The sequence below is a fragment of the Halomonas sp. McD50-4 genome (genome assembly GCF_022348135.1).
Lineage (GTDB): Bacteria > Pseudomonadota > Gammaproteobacteria > Pseudomonadales > Halomonadaceae > Vreelandella > Vreelandella piezotolerans.
Genome location: NZ_JAKRFG010000018.1, coordinates 40,214 through 56,862 on the forward strand (window position 1 = coordinate 40,214; position 16,649 = coordinate 56,862).

At 60.6% G+C, this 16,649-nt stretch carries 20 protein-coding genes; 7 read left to right on the plus strand and 13 right to left on the minus strand.

What is annotated here, in order from left to right:
* Positions 1–2: 2 nt before the first annotated feature.
* From folE2 to MHM85_RS17050, 6 genes are all read right to left on the minus strand, one after another.
* A complete protein-coding gene (gene folE2, locus MHM85_RS17025; protein ID WP_219862927.1) occupies positions 3–905 on the minus strand; it encodes a GTP cyclohydrolase FolE2 in 903 nt (300 codons plus the stop codon).
* Entirely contained in the window at positions 902–1,963 is a 1,062-nt protein-coding gene (locus MHM85_RS17030; protein WP_219862925.1) for a GTP-binding protein, read from the minus strand. Before MHM85_RS17030 ends, folE2 begins: the two co-directional genes overlap by 4 nt.
* 5 nt (positions 1,964–1,968) lie before the next feature.
* The gene (gene dksA, locus MHM85_RS17035; protein WP_139525111.1) at positions 1,969–2,433 is read right to left on the minus strand and encodes an RNA polymerase-binding protein DksA; all 465 of its coding nucleotides are present in this window, start codon (positions 2,431–2,433) and stop codon (positions 1,969–1,971) included.
* A gap of 115 nt (positions 2,434–2,548) precedes the next feature.
* Positions 2,549–3,211 carry a DUF1826 domain-containing protein gene (locus tag MHM85_RS17040; protein ID WP_343218337.1) on the minus strand — a complete coding sequence of 221 codons (663 nt, stop codon included), beginning with the start codon at positions 3,209–3,211 and terminating at the stop codon, positions 2,549–2,551.
* Between the two features lie 86 nt (positions 3,212–3,297).
* The gene (znuB, locus tag MHM85_RS17045) at positions 3,298–4,134 is read right to left on the minus strand and encodes a zinc ABC transporter permease subunit ZnuB (RefSeq protein WP_219862923.1); all 837 of its coding nucleotides are present in this window, start codon (positions 4,132–4,134) and stop codon (positions 3,298–3,300) included.
* A complete protein-coding gene (locus MHM85_RS17050) occupies positions 4,124–4,870 on the minus strand; it encodes a metal ABC transporter ATP-binding protein (RefSeq protein ID WP_239285185.1) in 747 nt (248 codons plus the stop codon). The genes znuB and MHM85_RS17050 overlap by 11 nt, the downstream gene beginning before the upstream one ends.
* Positions 4,871–4,982: 112 nt before the next feature.
* Between MHM85_RS17050 and MHM85_RS17055 the strand changes: the two genes are divergently transcribed.
* A complete protein-coding gene (locus MHM85_RS17055) occupies positions 4,983–6,008 on the plus strand; it encodes a zinc ABC transporter substrate-binding protein (protein ID WP_219862921.1) in 1,026 nt (341 codons plus the stop codon).
* A 116-nt stretch (positions 6,009–6,124) separates the two neighbouring features.
* Entirely contained in the window at positions 6,125–6,541 is a 417-nt protein-coding gene (locus tag MHM85_RS17060) for a hypothetical protein (RefSeq protein WP_219862918.1), read from the plus strand.
* A 23-nt stretch (positions 6,542–6,564) separates the two neighbouring features.
* Here the strand turns inward: MHM85_RS17060 and MHM85_RS17065 are convergent, their stop codons facing one another.
* The 4 genes from MHM85_RS17065 to MHM85_RS17080 all read right to left on the minus strand — a co-directional run bounded on the left by MHM85_RS17065 (position 6,565) and on the right by MHM85_RS17080 (position 10,455).
* Complete coding sequence (locus tag MHM85_RS17065) at positions 6,565–6,813, minus strand: YkoF family thiamine/hydroxymethylpyrimidine-binding protein (protein WP_153842134.1); 249 nt, start codon at positions 6,811–6,813, stop codon at positions 6,565–6,567.
* A gap of 19 nt (positions 6,814–6,832) precedes the next feature.
* Positions 6,833–7,642 carry an alpha/beta hydrolase gene (locus tag MHM85_RS17070; RefSeq protein ID WP_153842133.1) on the minus strand — a complete coding sequence of 270 codons (810 nt, stop codon included), beginning with the start codon at positions 7,640–7,642 and terminating at the stop codon, positions 6,833–6,835.
* A 104-nt stretch (positions 7,643–7,746) separates the two neighbouring features.
* Entirely contained in the window at positions 7,747–8,793 is a 1,047-nt protein-coding gene (gene dinB, locus MHM85_RS17075; protein WP_219862916.1) for a DNA polymerase IV, read from the minus strand.
* Between the two features lie 183 nt (positions 8,794–8,976).
* Positions 8,977–10,455 (minus strand): YdiU family protein, encoded by a 1,479-nt coding sequence (locus tag MHM85_RS17080; RefSeq protein WP_239285187.1) that lies wholly within the window; start codon positions 10,453–10,455, stop codon positions 8,977–8,979.
* Positions 10,456–10,525: 70 nt separating this feature from the next.
* Here MHM85_RS17080 and MHM85_RS18445 point away from each other — a divergent pair, with 70 nt between their 5' ends.
* Both MHM85_RS18445 and MHM85_RS17085 read left to right on the plus strand, forming a co-directional pair.
* Positions 10,526–10,651 carry a hypothetical protein gene (locus MHM85_RS18445; RefSeq protein ID WP_275443327.1) on the plus strand — a complete coding sequence of 42 codons (126 nt, stop codon included), beginning with the start codon at positions 10,526–10,528 and terminating at the stop codon, positions 10,649–10,651.
* A gap of 3 nt (positions 10,652–10,654) precedes the next feature.
* Positions 10,655–11,179 carry a DNA-3-methyladenine glycosylase gene (locus tag MHM85_RS17085; protein WP_239285189.1) on the plus strand — a complete coding sequence of 175 codons (525 nt, stop codon included), beginning with the start codon at positions 10,655–10,657 and terminating at the stop codon, positions 11,177–11,179.
* On the opposite strand, the gene MHM85_RS17090 is transcribed toward MHM85_RS17085, so the two are convergent.
* The gene (locus MHM85_RS17090; protein ID WP_239285191.1) at positions 11,176–12,030 is read right to left on the minus strand and encodes an NAD-dependent protein deacetylase; all 855 of its coding nucleotides are present in this window, start codon (positions 12,028–12,030) and stop codon (positions 11,176–11,178) included. The two genes, MHM85_RS17085 and MHM85_RS17090, sit on opposite strands and share 4 nt — an antisense overlap.
* 108 nt (positions 12,031–12,138) lie before the next feature.
* Between MHM85_RS17090 and MHM85_RS17095 the strand changes: the two genes are divergently transcribed.
* Positions 12,139–13,311 (plus strand): UbiH/UbiF/VisC/COQ6 family ubiquinone biosynthesis hydroxylase, encoded by a 1,173-nt coding sequence (locus MHM85_RS17095; protein WP_219862906.1) that lies wholly within the window; start codon positions 12,139–12,141, stop codon positions 13,309–13,311.
* 77 nt (positions 13,312–13,388) lie between these two features.
* Positions 13,389–14,585, plus strand: coding sequence for a homoserine O-acetyltransferase (locus MHM85_RS17100; protein ID WP_219862904.1), 1,197 nt, complete (start codon positions 13,389–13,391; stop codon positions 14,583–14,585).
* Between the two features lie 63 nt (positions 14,586–14,648).
* On the opposite strand, the gene MHM85_RS17105 is transcribed toward MHM85_RS17100, so the two are convergent.
* Together MHM85_RS17105 and MHM85_RS17110 are read right to left on the minus strand one after the other, a co-directional pair.
* Entirely contained in the window at positions 14,649–15,344 is a 696-nt protein-coding gene (locus MHM85_RS17105) for an aspartate/glutamate racemase family protein (RefSeq protein ID WP_219862902.1), read from the minus strand.
* A gap of 65 nt (positions 15,345–15,409) precedes the next feature.
* Positions 15,410–16,063, minus strand: a complete 654-nt coding sequence (locus tag MHM85_RS17110) for a DsbA family oxidoreductase (RefSeq protein WP_219862900.1) — start codon at positions 16,061–16,063, stop codon at positions 15,410–15,412.
* Positions 16,064–16,161: 98 nt separating this feature from the next.
* Here MHM85_RS17110 and vapB point away from each other — a divergent pair, with 98 nt between their 5' ends.
* Entirely contained in the window at positions 16,162–16,392 is a 231-nt protein-coding gene (vapB, locus tag MHM85_RS17115; RefSeq protein ID WP_153842124.1) for a type II toxin-antitoxin system VapB family antitoxin, read from the plus strand.
* The last annotated feature ends 257 nt before the right edge of the window (positions 16,393–16,649 follow it).

The window sequence follows — 16,649 nt, forward strand, 5'->3', positions numbered from 1 at the left end:
TTTCACTCCCACCATTCACTATAGGCAACCGCGTCATGGGCATGCAGACTCTCGGCATGCACCACTTTTAGCCGGAACCCCGACACACCTGGCGCTTGGCGCAGCGTGGTGTCCAGCCGCCGTGCGGCATCCTCGCAGAACATCAGGTTCTGCCCGTTGGCCAAGGCAAACGCCTGCTCGTCGATGCGCTTGACGGCGGTTTGCAGTGCCGTACCTAAGGCTCGCTCTACCCGGTCGATCATGTTCTCCATGAACGTTTCTATCGAGATGGCAGCGTCGTCCGTCGTGGCAAGGCGAAGCGTGAGGTGAGCCACGCTACGCTGGCTATGGGGCGTCGCCAAGATGCCCTCTTCACTGCCCAGCCACGCCAATACCGCCGACTTGCTCAGCGGTATGTCCTCAAAGTCCTCTTCGAAGGCTTGCTGAATCAACTGCCGCGCCAAAGCAGCCGAGCATGGGCATGTCGAAGAGTAGCCCACCTCGAGATCGAGCGCCGATTGAAACCCATCGGGGGACAACTCGCAGCGCAACGTGAAGGGGTAGTACTTCCACCCCGAGAGCGGACTAATCAGCGCGGCGCGCTCGAGCGGTAACTCCCCTGCGATGCTGAGGTAGGCGTGCTGGGACAGCCCCTCCTGGCTGGCTAAAAAACGCTCGAGCACGCTCTGCACCAACCCTAGGGAGAGCGGTGTCTGCTCGAGCGGCGCCAACCCTAGATAGAGCCGCGACATATGAATGCCCCGGGCCTCTTTCGCGTCGAGACTGACCGTGGCATCGAGCTTGGCAGCGACGCGCTGGGTGCCGAGCAGTACCGGCATCGCGATGCCCTCCATGCCCACACGGGTCAACGTGCCCTGCGAATTAGGGGCTTGCTTGGCGACATCGGGCATGGTGGAAACGATCATGGAGTAACCTCTTGAGCGGCGGTAAAAAAGCGGTAGAGTCCTGCGACGGTATCGGGCGACACGTTCTGGGTAATGAAAACGAAGCGGGAGACACGATCACCCACACTGGCCTTGGGCAGCGGCGCCGGCGGGTGAAAAATATGCTGCACGCCGTGCAGTGCCAGCGGGGCTTCTCTGTCGGTCAGGTGTACCACGGCTTTCATGCGCAGCATCTTTTCGTCCATCAGGGACATCAACAAGTTCAGCCACTCTTCCAAGGCGTCCGGCTCGATCGGCTCGTCCACACTAAAGCAGAAGGAGTGGATGCCATCGCCATGCTGGACCGCGTTGGCCTGCGAGTTGGCAAAAGCCCCCTTGTACTGCTCCACCGGATGTAACTCGTAACGGCTGGCGCTAAGCCATTGAGCCACTTGGAACGCTTGGCTTTCTTCCGAGTAAAGCCCCGCGCCCACCAGTAGATCGGCCGACAGTTCGCCGTTGACCACCTGCCACTGCTCGGCGGCAGGGTTGAGTTTGGCCAAGCGATTCGCTAGGCGAGAAACCTGCTCGTCGCTCGCCAAGTCCGTCTTGGTGATCAGCAGCTTTTCCGCCACGGCGGCTTGCTGCTGCGCCTCCTGGTGGGCATCCAACGTAGCAACCCCATTGACCGCATCCACACAGCACACCACGCTATCCAGCCTGAATCGGTGTGCTAACCAGTGATCCGTCATCAACAGTTGGAGCAGAGACGTTGGCTCGGCCAGCCCAGTGGTTTCGATCACCACGCGGGCGGGCAGTGGTTTCCCTTGCGCCTCCAAGCCATCGCACGCTTGCTGCAAGGTGCGGCTAAGATCCCCCCGTAGCGTGCAGCACAAACAGCCGCTGCTCATCTCGATGACCGCCTGCTCATCGCTGTGGGTAATCAGCTGGTTGTCGAGCCCGATAGCACCGAACTCGTTGATCACCACCAGGGTGTTCTGCATGGAGCTTTGGTGTACCCAGCGGTTGAGCAGCGTGGTTTTACCGCTGCCCAGAAAGCCCGTGAGTAGGTTGATGGGTGTTAACGATGGATCCTGCATATACCTTATCCCCACCTTGCTTTGCGGTAATGGTGCTCGTGCTGCTCCTGGCGCTCTTTCGCTTCGATACAGAGCTTGGCGGTGGGCCGAAACATCAGCCTGGCCAAGCCGATGGGCTCTCCGGTTTCGTCGCAGTAGCCGTAGTCGCCGTGTTCGATACGTTTCAACGCGGCGGCAATATTATTGAGCAGACGGCTCTCGCGATCCGCTTGCCGCAACGCCAAACTCAGCTCCTCCTCGAACGCCGCTTGATCGGCCTCGTCGCTGTCACGCTCGTGGGAAGCAATGACGCACCGGATTTCCTGTAGATGCGCTTCTATCTCATCGCGCTCCTCCAGCAACCGCTGACGGAAAAAGGCGAGCTGTTCGTCGTTCATATAGTCGCTGTCGGGCATCGCCAGGAGCTTATCTGCCCAGGCTTTATCAGCCTTTCTCGGGCGCGTGTCGGCGGGGTTGCCTTGATCTGGCATAGCGTCATCCCATCCAAAATAGTACGTTATAAAGTCACACAAAATAGGCAGCGATCATGGGTGCCCCTCGGCGCTCATGCGCTGCCGAGTCGTTTGTAAAGAGAGACTCCCAGCGCTAGGCGGGATCGATACTCATCAACAGGGGCTTACTACCGCTCTCCAGTGACGGGCTTCTATGCACCAGGCCCCGCTCTTCGCTGCCGATCCAGCCGCTGCCCTTGATCAAACCGATATCGCCGGGCGAGAGGCGCCGGACTGCCGCATTGTCGGTGGCAATCTCGGGTTTATCGGGGTGCGGCGCCCCCAGCCCTTGACGATTGATGGCGTCCTCCGGCAACCACTCGCTGCCTGGGCCCACATAGGTCGTGACGAGCCGCACCGGCAGGTTGTCGCAGTGAAAGCGGGGGCACATGGCACCATCAAGCAAGCGCAGGCGAAGACCGACGGTACGCGTTTCGAATAGGAAGGCCATCGCTTCGGCAATGGTGGCGATGTCGTCCACCAGCGGCTTGGCTGCTTCAGGTGCGGGAAGCTGACGCAGCAGGTCCGCCACCATGGCATCGTCGGGCTGCCCCAACCAGCTATATTGCCAGGCGCGCTCCGTTTGGCACTGGGCTTGGGCACTCAAGGCGATCTCAGCGGGCATGGGGCGTTCGAAAATCGCGATATTCACGGCCTCTTCGAAAATACGCGGTAACACGCTAATGTCCTGACCAATGGCCGCGTGCGCAGGCCATGCGTCAGCGGGGGATACATAAGACACGGGCGACGACATCATGAGAACTCCGATAGTGTGAAGAAGCGATGGAGACGGCCACACGCTCGCACCGGGGCAGACGGTCGACCGCTGCCAGCACGGCGGCGTTAACGCATGGGAAAGCGCTCCGACTCGAGCGCAAAGCGCTGACGAACGAGCCGCCAGCCCTGGGAGATCAGCGTTGACAGCATGAACAGCAGGGCAGCGAGCGAGACGATGGTAGGGCCAGTCGGCGTATCGAGGAGATAGGCGCTTTTCAGCCCTCCCGCCACCGACAGCATGGCCACCCCCATTGCAAGCAGCGCCATGGTCTCGGGCGTGCGACAAAACGGACGCGCCGTGGCGGCGGGTATGATCAGCAGAGCGGCGATCAGCAGAACACCGACGACCTTCAACGCCACGGCAACGACCAGGGCCAACGCCAGAGTGAGCACTAACTGTTCACGACGCGGCTGAATGCCGCTGGCATAGGCCAGCTCCTCGCTGAGAGTGGCGGCCAGTAAGGAGGACCACCGCCAGCACAGCAGCAGCAACACCAACGCCACGCCGCCGCCGATCACCCACAAATCCTGTTTACCGACGGCCAGAATATCGCCAAACAGGTACGCATGTAGGTCGATACGGACCCCACTAAGAAACGACACGGCGACCAGCCCAATCGCGAGCGCCGAGTGGGCCATCACGCCAAGCAGCGTATCCATGGCGTAGCCACGGCCGCTCAGCAGGGAAACACTGGTGGCCATTAACAGTGCCACCGCCAGTACGCCGAGGAAAATCGAGATATTCATCAACAGCGCTAGCGCCACGCCCAGAATGGCCGCGTGGGCCGTAGCATCGCCAAAGTACGCCATACGCCGCCACACCACGAAACAGCCCAGCGGAGCGGCGGCCATCGCTACGAGGATGCCCGCCAACATGGCGCGCCACATGAAGTCATCCAACATGGGCGGTCTCCTGGGGTTGGTGACGATAGAGCGCCAGCGTTCGTGCGGCCTGGTCACCGAACAACGAGCGATAATCCTGCGTCGAGGCCACGTGCTCGGGCTTGCCCTGGCAACAGACGCAGCGATTCAGGCAAAGCACGTGATCCGAGGTCTGCATCACCACGTGCAGGTCGTGGCTGACCATTAAAACGGCGCAGCCGTACGTGCGGCGAACGCTATCGATATGGCGATAAAACGCCGCCGTACCCTGGTGGTCGAGGCCTTGCGTTGCCTCATCGAGAATCAAAATATCGGGCTTGACCAGCAGCGCTCGCGCCAGCAGTGCGCGCTGAAACTGTCCCCCTGACAGCTCGCTCATATTGGCCTGCCGCAGTGTCTCGGCACCGGCGTCTTCAAGGGCGCTATCGACCTCTTGACGTGAGTGGCGGCGCGGCAAGTTGATGAAGCGCTGGACCGTCATGGGTAGCGTAGGGTCCAGATGGAGCCGTTGGGGCACGTACCCAATGCACTGATTCGGAGCGATGGTAACGCTGCCCGAGGTGGGTTTTACCGCGCCCACCAGGGTTTTCACCAGCGTCGACTTTCCCGAGCCGTTGGGGCCAATCAACGTGAGTACCTGTTCACGAAACAAGTCGAGATGAATATTCTCGAGTATCTGCTGCCCACCGAAGCGAACGTTCAACTGACGAACGCTAAGTACCGCTTCACGATGGAGGTAAGATGCAAGTGACATCATTGACATCCGCTCTTGACGCATTTGTTATGTTATAACATAAATATCAAGACTAGCGATACTTGGATGTCCTTTCTTGTCTCGTTCACTCAGCCTCGTCTCATCAGGAGCCCTCATGCCACACCTCTTTACGTACTTCGCTCTGCCATTACTAACGGCCTTTCCCTTAGCAGCCTCGGCGGAAGTGCCCCGCGTCGCGGTCGATATTCCCCCCGTTTACTCACTGGTATCGATCGTGATGGGCGACGTTGGCTCGCCCGAGTTGTTCATTCAGCCCGGCGCCTCTCCCCACGGCTATTCGCTGCGTCCATCGGAAGCCAGCGCGCTGGACAGTGCGGATCTGGTGATATGGGTCAGCGATGCGCTCACCCCTTGGCTGGAAGGGCCGGTGGACAATCTAGCGGGCGACGCTCACCACCTAGAACTGATGGACGTTCCCGGCACCCGCACGCTGGAATATCGCGAGGGGGCGACGTTTTCTCTAGACGGTGAGCTGGCACACGGCCATGACCATGACCATGACCATGATCACGAGCATGAGCACGGACACGAGCATGACCATGAACACGGGCATGACCACGGGCATGATCACCATGGTCATGATCACAGCCATACCGGCATGAACCCGCACGCTTGGCTCGCCCCTGGGAATGCCCGCCAGTGGCTGGCGGCCATCGCCGAGCAGCTAAGCGAACTCGACCCGGATAACGCCGCCACCTATCGCGATAATGCCGCACAGGGCCAAGCGTCACTGACCGCCCTCGAACAGCGCCTCCAGGAGCGCTTGGCCGACAGCACGGACACCCGCTTCATCGTGTTCCACGATGCGTACCAGTACTTCGAAGAGGCCTTTAACGTTCATGCCGCGGGGGCCATTTCCATCGGCGATGCATCCGCTCCCAGCCCGGCACGCATCGAGGCGTTACAGACGCTCGTCAACGAAGAGAATATTCAGTGTGTCTTCAGCGAACCGCAGTTCAACCCGCAGATGGTCAACAACGTGTTTGGGGATACGTCGGCGTACTTGGGCGTGATGGATCCACTCGGCGTGGGCTTGACGCTGGAGGCGGGACTGTACTCCGCATTACTGGAACAGCTAGCCGGTGAAATAACCAACTGCACGAGCGCTAAAAGTGAGTAATACTCGTCATTTGCCTAAGTGATCAAACGTAACGCTGCGTGCGAAGTGCTGAGCGCAGCGTTACGTGAGCCTCGGTAAGGAGCGATGACTCGACTACTCAACGACGGAACGATGACATGAAGCGCGTCGCAGGCGCTGCGGTTGGCGTGGCCTTGCTCGTCGCACTCACGCTGTGCGTGAGCCTTTATCGCACCCTTCATGCGCCCGCGAGCGTCTCGGTGGTCAGCCCGATGGGCGATTACCTGATCGAATCGGTGAGAGTCTCAGGACTACTCGCCCCCTTGGGAGGCGTCGCTTACCTGCGTGTCATCGAGCGGGCAGCGCCCGCGAACGTTTATCGCACGCCCCTTTTCGACACGCAGCATATCGACTTTTCGACGACATCCGAGAATAGCCGCTATTTAGAGGCCATCGTTTGGGTGCGCTTCGATAAGCAGATGCAGCACTTCTTTATCAGCATGCCGCAGTGGCGTGCTGATTGGCGAAACCGCTTCATCAGCAATACGCCCTTCGAAGCAGGCGGAAACGGCTAGGAAGCCCTCCCCGACGGCATCATTTACCGTGGCCGCCGGTCGCCTTCCAGGAAATTGGCGGTAAACACGGCTTTTCCGTGGGTCTCGAACGACCACTTCATCACGTCACTCAGTGCCGCCATCACCTCATCGAACTCGCCAAATACCTGGGTGCTCATTCGGTTGGGGTGAACCTCCAGTCCGGTAGCCTCCAATCGTTGGACCACCTCTTTGACGACTGGCTTGAAATCATCGGCCAGCGGGTAGTAGCTTAGCTGTACAGAAAGGTACATATCGCCTCCTCGATCGTTTCTATGGCGCAGTTCGAAACTGCTGCCACGCGGCCAGTATGGCCGTACGCGTCTCATCTGGATGCTCCATGGGGAACATGTGTGTCCCCGGCACCGTGCTGACCGGCAGCCCGCGACGAGCGATACGCTTGAGCCGCCCCGGCGTCATCAAGTGCGACTGCTGCCCCGCCACCAGTTGAATGGGCACACCCACGCGCTGCGGTAATTTGGAGAGGTGATCCGGCAAGTGGCGGAAAATCTCCAGCTCGATGTTGGGGTCGAAGGTCAGCTCAGCGCTGCCGTCGTCCAGTAGTCGCGTGCCTGCTTCAATGTAGTCGTTGAGTGCCTCGGGGGTAAAGCGACGGAAGAGACCACGGCGACGCAGCGAGGTCGCCATCGCCTCGCGGCTGGGCCACACGCTGCGACGCCCTTTGGTTTTACCCGCCGGTGTGATGCGATCCATCAATCCAAAGCGCTTGGCCGCTTTCATCGCCCAGGCATCCGGCCCCAGCATCAGCGGCGGGTCGAGCATGATCACACCGCGAAAACGCTCCGGCTGCTTGTCGGCAGCCATGGCCATCAGCGTGCCGCCCAACGAGTGCCCCACGCCCAGCAGTGGCGCGTCGGTCTCGGGCAGGTAACTGAGCAATTCATCCACCAAGTTGCTCCAGTTATGGTTCACTGGATAATCCGGGTGGTGGCCCAGGCGGTCCAGCGGGTGGACATCGAACGATTCTGCCAGTGGGTCTAACAGGCTGCGGTAGCTCAAGCCGGGAAAGCCATTGGCATGGGCAAACACTAAGCGGGGGCGTTGGGTGGCATCGGCAGGCATGGCAGGCTCGCGGGTCGGCTAACGGGAAGGGGCGCTATCTATCATACGTCTGTTTTAACGCGGGCACCGAACCTCGTCAATCCATCCAAGGATTAACCGGCTAATTAAAACAGCGAGAGCTGCTGGGCAGCGGTTTCTTCCGCCAAGCGGTAGCCGACGCCCAGCAGGCGCACGGGGCGTGCGCCCCTCGCCCAGCCCACGTTGAGCAGTGTCTCAAACTGCTCCAGGTTAGGTGCGGGGTCGGCGTGTTCGACAGTGGTTTGGGTGAAGTCGTTGAACTTTACTTTCACCATCACCCCGCGCACGGCGGGGGCCGGGTCTAGGCGAGCGTAACGGCGCTCTAAATCGCTGATCAGCTCGGGGAGCTGCTGGCGGCAGGCGTCTAGGGTGGGTAAATCCTGGGAGTAGGTTTGCTCGGTGCTGATCGACTTGCGCTCGCGGTGGGTTTTGACCGGGCGCTCATCGCGCCCGTGGCTAAGTTCGTGTAGCCGATGACCAAAGCGGCCAAAGCGTTCCACCAGCTCGGTCAACGGCCGGGCGCGCAGATCCGCGCCGGTCTGAATGCCCAGCTCGGCGAGTTTTTCAGCGGTCCGCGGCCCCACGCCGTGGATCTTTTTCACCGGCAGCTGCTGCACGAAGGCGTCGATATCGTCAGGCGTGATGACAAAGAGACCATCGGGCTTGCGCCAGTCGCTGGCGATCTTGGCGAGAAACTTGTTGGGTGCCACGCCCGCCGAAACGGTAATACCCACTTCTTGCCTCACCCGCTGGCGAATGGCTTCGGCCATGCGGGTAGCGCTGCCGTGGTACAGCGTGACCTCCGAGACATCCAGAAAGGCTTCATCCAGCGACAGCGGCTCGATCAGCTCGGTCACATCGCGGTAGATGGCAAACACCTGGCGGGCAACATCTTTGTACTTCGCCATATCGCCCCGAATCACCGTGAGATGGGGGCAACGTTTGAGCGCCTGGGCCATAGGCATGGCGGAGTGAATACCGAACTTACGCGCCGGGTAGTTGCAGGTGGCAACCACCCCGCGCTGCTCCACACTGCCGCCAATGGCAATGGGGATATTGGTCAACGCGGGGTTATCGCGCATCTCTACCGCCGCATAGAAGCAGTCACAGTCGCAGTGGATGATTTTGCGCACAGGCCGACCTTGCCTCCGCCCTTACCTGTAAAAAAGCACAGTTTATCACAGGGTGTGCTACAGCGCTGATGAGCAGCAAAACCCTAGGCGGGGGCGCTGTGAATCCCTCCCTGGACGCTACTTTCGCCATCCCTGGCGAAAGACCCCCGCTACGGGTTTTCCGCCCATACTCGCTGGTCTAAATCACGTACCACAAAAGGTGCGCAACACCTGCTCGCTTTCCGTGGCCGGAGCGGCCAAGCGGCGCGCTTCTTCGGATTCATCAAAGGGCTGCGTGACCGCCGCGAGCAGCGTGTGGAAAGGCGCGAAATCGCCTTCTACCGCCGCATCGATGACCTCTTGAATGCGGTGATTGCGGGGAATCACCACCGGGTTGGCGTGGCGCATGGCATCCAGACGCTCACTCTGCTGGCTCGCTTGCTGGGCGTTTTCCCAGTCGGCCAGCCAAGCGGTCAGGCCAGCGGGCTGCGTGGTCAGCGCCAGCAGCGCCTCTTTTTGGGAGTGGGCTGACGTGTCCGCGCTCAAGACTTGAGCATAGTGCGTCAACGCGTCGAACGTCGCGGTCATGTCCATGCGGCCTTGATGCATCTGGATCTCTAGCGCTTCCATCAGCGCCACGGCGCGATCGCTTTCCGGGGCAAGGCCCAGCTTGTCGGCATGCAGGCGGCGCTGCTCGGCGCCAAAACGAGCGGTAAAGCCGCGTAGCACCTCGGTGGCTTGCTCTACCGCAGCATCGCCCTCAACGCGCATCAGCGGAAGCAGGGTTTCGGCAAAACGAGCCAGGTTCCATTGGGCAATGCCAGGCTGATTGTCGAAGGCGTAGCGCCCGCCCTGGTCAATGGAGCTATACACCTTCTGCGGGTCGAACTGCTCCATAAACGCGCAGGGGCCGTAATCGATGGTTTCACCGGCAATGCTGCAGTTGTCGGTATTCATCACGCCGTGAATAAAGCCCAAGCTCATCCAACGCGCCACTAGCGCCGCTTGGCGGGCGGTCACCGCCTCCAACAGCGCCAGGTACGGATCGTCAGCATTGGCCGCCTCTGGGTAGTGGCGGGCAATCACATGGTCGGCCAGCGCTTTTAGCGCGCTTTCATCGCGGCGAACGGCGGCAAACTGGAACGTGCCCACGCGAATATGGCTGCTGGCCACGCGGGTCAGCACGGCTCCCGGCTCGGCCATTTGGCGCACCACGCGTTCGCCGGTTGAAACGGCAGCCAAGGCGCGAGTGGTAGGTACGCCCACGGCGGCCATGAACTCGCTCACCAGGTATTCGCGTAGCACCGGGCCAAGGGGCGCACGGCCGTCGCCACCGCGAGAAAACGGCGTGCGCCCGCTGCCTTTTAGCTGCACATCACGGCGCTCACCCTGCTGGTTCACCACTTCGCCCAACAACAGCGCGCGGCCATCGCCTAGCTGAGGCACGAAGTTACCGAACTGGTGCCCGGCGTAGCCCAACGCTCTAGGCTCGGCACTCGGCGGTAGCTGGTTACCGCTGAACCACTGGGCCAGCGTGGCGTCGTCGGGCCGCGTTTGCATGCCTAGCTGCGCGCCCAAGGCATCGTTGAAGGCGATCAGGCTGGGCTGGGCAACGGGCGTGGGCTGGCACGCCACCCACAGGGGTTCCGGCAAGGTGGCGAACTGATGTTCGAAAGACAGCACGGGCAACTCCGCTTTTCAATGAATGGCCTAAAGAATACCCTAGCAGCTTACTCAAGTAATGGGCGATAGCATGCCGCAAAGAGACGCGTTAACCCCTGTTAAGTCACCGATAGAACAAGAGGCGCTCACGCCCCTGCCCCTGGGTTTCTACAACCGCGATACGTTGGAAGTGGCCCGAGACCTGCTTGGCTGTTAGCTGGTGCGCCAGCTGGATGGCGAGCTGATGGCCGCGCGCATCGTGGAAACCGAGGCCTACCGCGGCTCGGAAGATTCCGCCTGCCACGCCCACCGGCGTAGAACCCCGCGAACCGAGGCGATGTTTGGCCCGCCCGGTCACGCCTACGTCTATTTGGTGTACGGCATGCACTGGCTGCTGAACGTGGTCACCCAGCCAGAAGGCAACCCCTGCGCGGTACTGATTCGCGCGGTGGAACCGGTGATTGGCGAGCCAGCCATGCGCGCATGGCGCAGCGTCGCGGGGCGCAATCTGTGTAACGGCCCTGGCAAACTCACCCGCGCGCTGCTTATCGATAACGCCCTCTACGGCCACGATATGACGCAGAACAGCGATCCGTCGAACGGATTGTGGATTACGTCTGGCGAGCCGCTCAGCGCGATTGCCAGCGGCCCAAGAGTCGGCATCGATTACGCCCAACCCGCCGACCGCGACGCCCCCTGGCGGTTATGGAGCGAGGGCAACCCGTGGGTATCTAAAGCGCGTTAAGCGCCCTTCAAGCGGGCCACCGCCTGCTCCAGCACCGGCGTTAGCGGCGCGCGCCACTGGTGAGTCAAAAACTCATCGGCGCGAGTCACGCCCAGCGAGAGCGATGCCACGGGCAGGCCCATGGCATGGGCATCCCGGCAGAAGCGGTAGCCAGAATAGACCATCAACGACGTACCCACCGCCAGCACCGCATCGGCTTGCTGCAGCCCCGCTTGGGCCGCCAACCGACGCGCTGGGGGCACCACATCGCCGTAATAGACCACCTGCGGTTTGAGAATGCCCTTGCAGCGCGGACAGTCCAATACGTTAAAGGTGGAGAAATCGGTTTCCAGATCCGCATCACCATCCGGCGCGTGGTGGGCGTCCAGCGCGGCAAAGGCTGGGTTCATGCGCGCCATTTCGCTGTGCATGGCGTGGCGCATCATTTGATAGCCACAGGCCATACAGGCCACCACGTCCGCTCTGCCGTGAAGATCGATCACCTTTTTCGAGCCCGCCCGCTGGTGCAGGCGGTCCACGTTTTGCGTGACCAGCAGCGCCACATGCCCCATGGCCTCAAGCTCTGCAAGCGCTCGGTGCGCCCCGCTCACCTGGGCTTCGCGCATGGCTTTGAAGCCCACCAGCGCCCGCGCCCAGTAACGCTGGCGTACGGCAAAGGAGCTCATGAAATCACCGTGCTGCACCGGCGGCGGCCGCTTCCACTGGCCATCGGCATCGCGGTAATCGGGAATCCCACTGTCGGTACTCACCCCCGCCCCGGTAATCACCCAGAGTTTGGGGTGGCGTTTGATGAACGCGGCCAGCGCTTCACCGGCCACCTGGCTGCTCTCGCGTTTTTCTGAACTTTCCACGGCCTGCGTCAATGGATCACCCTAGGCAACACTGCGACAAGTCAACGATACTGTATGACAATATAAGCACATGCAATGTGCCCTCGATAGCGGAGTAAGGAGCCTCTCATGCAGTGGGATCACGAGATTATTATTGTCGGTGGCGGCATGGTGGGCGCGGCCCTAGCGGCACGGTTAGGCCAAGCGGGCATTTCCGTGGGGCTCGTCGAGCGCGGTAGCGCCCCCAAACCCGCCAGCGGCGACTACGACCTGCGTATTTCATCGCTCAACGCCCGTTCGCTGGCGTTCGTGAAAGCCAGCGGCACGATACTGCCCGGCGAGCGCTGCTGCCCGTTCCGGCATATTGATGTGGCCAATCAGGATGGCACCGGCCACTCCGTGTTCTCCGCCGAAGAGAGCGGCATGAACGACTTCGGTATCTTTATCGAAAACCGCGCCCTGCAATACGCCCTGTGGCAACGCTTGGAAGCGCTGCCAAGCGTGACCTGCTACACCCAGTGCGCCCCGCTGAGCACCATGGCGGCCACCACCGCCCGCATGCTAGAGCTGGATAACGGCAAAACCCTAAGCGCCCGGCTGATCGTGGGGGCCGATGGTGCCCGCTCTACGCTACGCGAGCTGGCGGGCATTGGCGTGACCAGCTACGACTACCACCAGCGGGCGATGATCATTAACGTCGAGACCGAGCTGCCCCAGCAGGACGTTAGCTGGCAGTGTTTTACCCCCAAAGGGCCGATTGCCATGCTGCCGCTGCCCGGCCAGCGTGCCTCGCTGGTGTGGTACGACAGCGACGAAGCCACCAAAGCCCGCGAACAGCTCTCCGACAATGCGCTCCAGCACGCCATCGAAACCACCTTCCCCCAACGCCTGGGCAAGCTCACCCGCATCGTGGCGCGGGCCAGCTTCCCGATCAAGCGCCAGCACGCCAAGCGCTACATCGGCAAACGCCTCGCGCTGATTGGCGACGCCGCCCACGTGGTGCACCCGCTGGCAGGGCAAGGCTTGAACATCGGCCTGCACGACGCCGACACCCTCGCCGAGCTGATCATCAAAGGCCGCGACCCCGGCGACCACATCAGCCTGCACCGCTTCGAGTGCCAGCGCCGCCTCGCCAACCAAGCGATGATTGCCGCCACCGACAGCTTCCACCACCTATTCACCGGCGCAAAACCGCTGCGCCAACTGGGCGATCTCAGCCTGCACTTGGCCGAGCGCGTGCCGTTTGCCAAACGCATGATGATGCAGCAGGCCAATGGGCTGAATCCGTTTAAAATCGGCTAACGCTGACTATGCTGAGGGAATGGCTGCGATGAGCAGCCCTAAAACAACCACAAGAATCCCTCAAAAAAGGAAAGCGCATGCGACGCAAGCAACCATTCGCGCTAGTAACGGCCGCCTCGTTCACCAGCATTGGCCTGCTGTTGGCCACGCCCTTATGGGCCTGGGATGGCGTGGTCGAGAAGCAGACGTTCGAGATGGAGAGTTTTACCACTCAGGGCGGCGAGACGATTCCCAACGTGACGATCGGCTGGGAAGCCTACGGTGAGCTAAACGAGGCTCGCGATAACGCGATTCTAATTACCCACTTTTTCTCCGGCAACAGCCATGCCGCAGGCCGCTACGAGGCCGATGGCGAGCCCACCGGCTATTGGGATGCCATTATTGGCCCCGGCAAGCCGCTGGATACCGATGAGTACTACATCATCTCTTCCGATACACTGGTGAACCTGGGGGCGAATGACCCTAACGTCACTACTACCGGCCCCGCTTCCATCAACCCCGATACCGGCGAGCCCTGGGGCATGGATTTTCCCGTAGTGACTATTCGTGACTTTGTCGAGGTGCAGCGCGCTCTGCTAGAAAGCCAAGGCATTGAATCGCTGCATGCGGTGATGGGTGCTTCCATGGGTGCCTTGCAGGCTATTGAGTGGGCCAGCGCTTACCCTGAACGGGTCGAGCGGTTGATTCCCGTAATTGGTGGCGGCATGGCCGACCCGTGGCTGCTGGCCACACTAAGCGCCTGGGCCGCGCCGATTCGCCTGGATGCCCACTGGAACGAAGGCGACTACTACAACGGCGAGCCGCCCTCCGAGGGGCTAAAAGAGGCGCTGAAGCTGGTCACGCTCAATGCCAACCACTGGCAGTGGGCCAACAAAGCGTTCAACCGCGATTGGGCCGACGACGCGCGCGACCCCGCCCAGGATATCAACGCCTTATATGCCATCGAGCAAACCCTGGATGACATCGCAGGCGCACGGGCGAAGCTCTCCGATGCCAACCATCTGCTCTACCTGGTGCGCGCCAACCAAACCTTTATGGCAGGCCACGGCGACTCGTTAGAAGCAGGCCTCGCCGCCATCGAAGCGCCCACGCTGATGCTGTATAGCGAGAATGATTTGGTCTTCGCCCCCGAGGGCGTGCGCCGCACCGCCGAGCTGATTGAGGCTGACGGCACCGAGGTAATCCTGGAAACGCTGGAAGGCAACCGGGGCCACCTGGATGGCGTCGTTTCCATCGAGCAAGCCAGCGATACACTGCGAGAGTTTTTGCAGTAAGAAAGAAAGCGCTGGCCTCTTTGAGAAGCCAGCGCTTAAAAATGTCACTACACAGGCGTCTGACTAACCATGCTCCAACGCCCACTGCACCGCCTGCGCTGCGTGAATCTCAGTGGTATCGAACAGCGGCACGCTCGTATCGGCTTGCTGGATCAGCAGGCCGATCTCGGTACAGCCTAAAATCACGCCCTGCGCGCCGCGCTCAGCCAGCGAATCGACGATTTCAAGATAGTCAGCTTTGGCATCTGCCTTCACCACGCCCAAACACAATTCTTGATAAATCACCGAGTGCACGCGCTCGCGCTGTGGCTCGGTGGGCACCACCACCTCGATGCCGTGGCGCTGCAGGCGCTCGATATAAAACGCCTGCTCCATGGTGAACCGCGTCCCAAGTAACCCCACGCAGCCAATGCCCTGCTGTTGCAGCACCTGGGCCGTGGCATCGGCGATATGCAGCAGCGGAATGGATACGGCCGCTTCCAGCGGTTCGGCCACCTTGTGCATGGTGTTGGTGCACAGCACCAGAAAATCGGCCCCGGCGGCCTCGACCGACTTACCCGCTGCCACCAGTATCTCGGCGGTGGCCTGCCAGTCGCCCTGGTGCTGCAGCGCCTCTATCTCGGCAAAATCCACGCTGTACAGCACCACCTTGGCGGAATGCAGCCCGCCCAGCGCATCGCGCACATGCTGGTTGATAAGGCGGTAGTAGGTTTGCGTGGACTCCCAACTCATCCCGCCGATTAAGCCAATCGTTTTCATCGTGACTCCCTTCAAGCTCGCGGGCCGCTGGTGATGCCCTATGAATGAGCGTTCATCCGGCAACCTTAGCCGCTAGCGTTCTCTTCGGCCACTTGGCGCAGCGCATCCACAAGCACATCAGCAGGCTGGGCACCTGAAATCAAATAACGCCCTTCGAGAATGAACGCAGGCACGGCGTTGACCCCTGCCTGCCGAAAACGCTGCTCGGCCTCACGCACTTCGTCCGCGTATTGATCAGAGCGGGCGATAGCCTCGGCGGTGTCGCCGTCCAGCCCCACCTCGATGGCCTTTTCGCGAAGCACCTCGGGGTCAGCGGGATTTTTCGCTTCACCGAAATAGGTCTCGAACAGCGCCAACTGCAGCGCCGTCTCTTGGTGTTGGGTTCCGGCCCACGCCAGCACCCGGTGCGCGGCAAACGTATTGTTCGCCCGGCGCTCCAGCGCACCCCGGAAATTCAGGCCAAGCGCCTCGGCGGCGGCCATGATCTCGCGCTGGGACTGCTGCATAGTATCCGCGTCTTTGCCGTACTTGCGGCACAAGTGCTCCAAAATCGGCTCGCCTTCAGGCGGCATATCAGGATTCAGCTCGAAGGGCTGCCATACCAGCTCGACGTCGATTTCACCCTCGAGCGTCTCTAGCGCCTGCTCCAAACGCCGATAACCAATGGCACACCACGGGCAGGCCACGTCGGAGACTAGGTCGATTCTTACCTTTTGCATTTATATATCCCTTCGACATATCTCAAAATTCGATCAAACTAAAGAAAGCATGGTACGTGTATATTGTGAGTAACGGCAGTACAGATATGGGGACCTCCATGGAAAAGGCAACGGTATTTAAAAGCAAACGCAGTCAAACGGTGCGCATGCCGAAATCCCTTGCGCTGCCTGAAAACGTTAAACGCGTTGAAGTTATTGCTTTGGGTCGCGCGCGCTTGATCGCCCCCGTAGGTGAAGCGTGGGACAGCTGGTTTGATGGCGAAAGTGTCAGTGCAGGCTTTATGAGTGAACGCGAGCAGCCAAATGAACAGGAACGTGAGGCATTTTGATGCTTAAGTACTTGCTTATAATAAATATCTGCATGTTTACCATTAAAGGTGATCAAAGCTTAGAGTAGGAATTGGATTTAGACGGCCATTCCCCCCCAGCAGGTATCAATACTCATGATCAAAACCGCGTTAGCCCGGATTTCTCATAGCACCTCAGCAAGTATCTTACCCAAGACGTAATGCTACTAAAAACCTATTGGCACGGTTTAAACTGCCTACTTTTTAACCACTTCCCGTCGTTCAGACACACTTCCCCC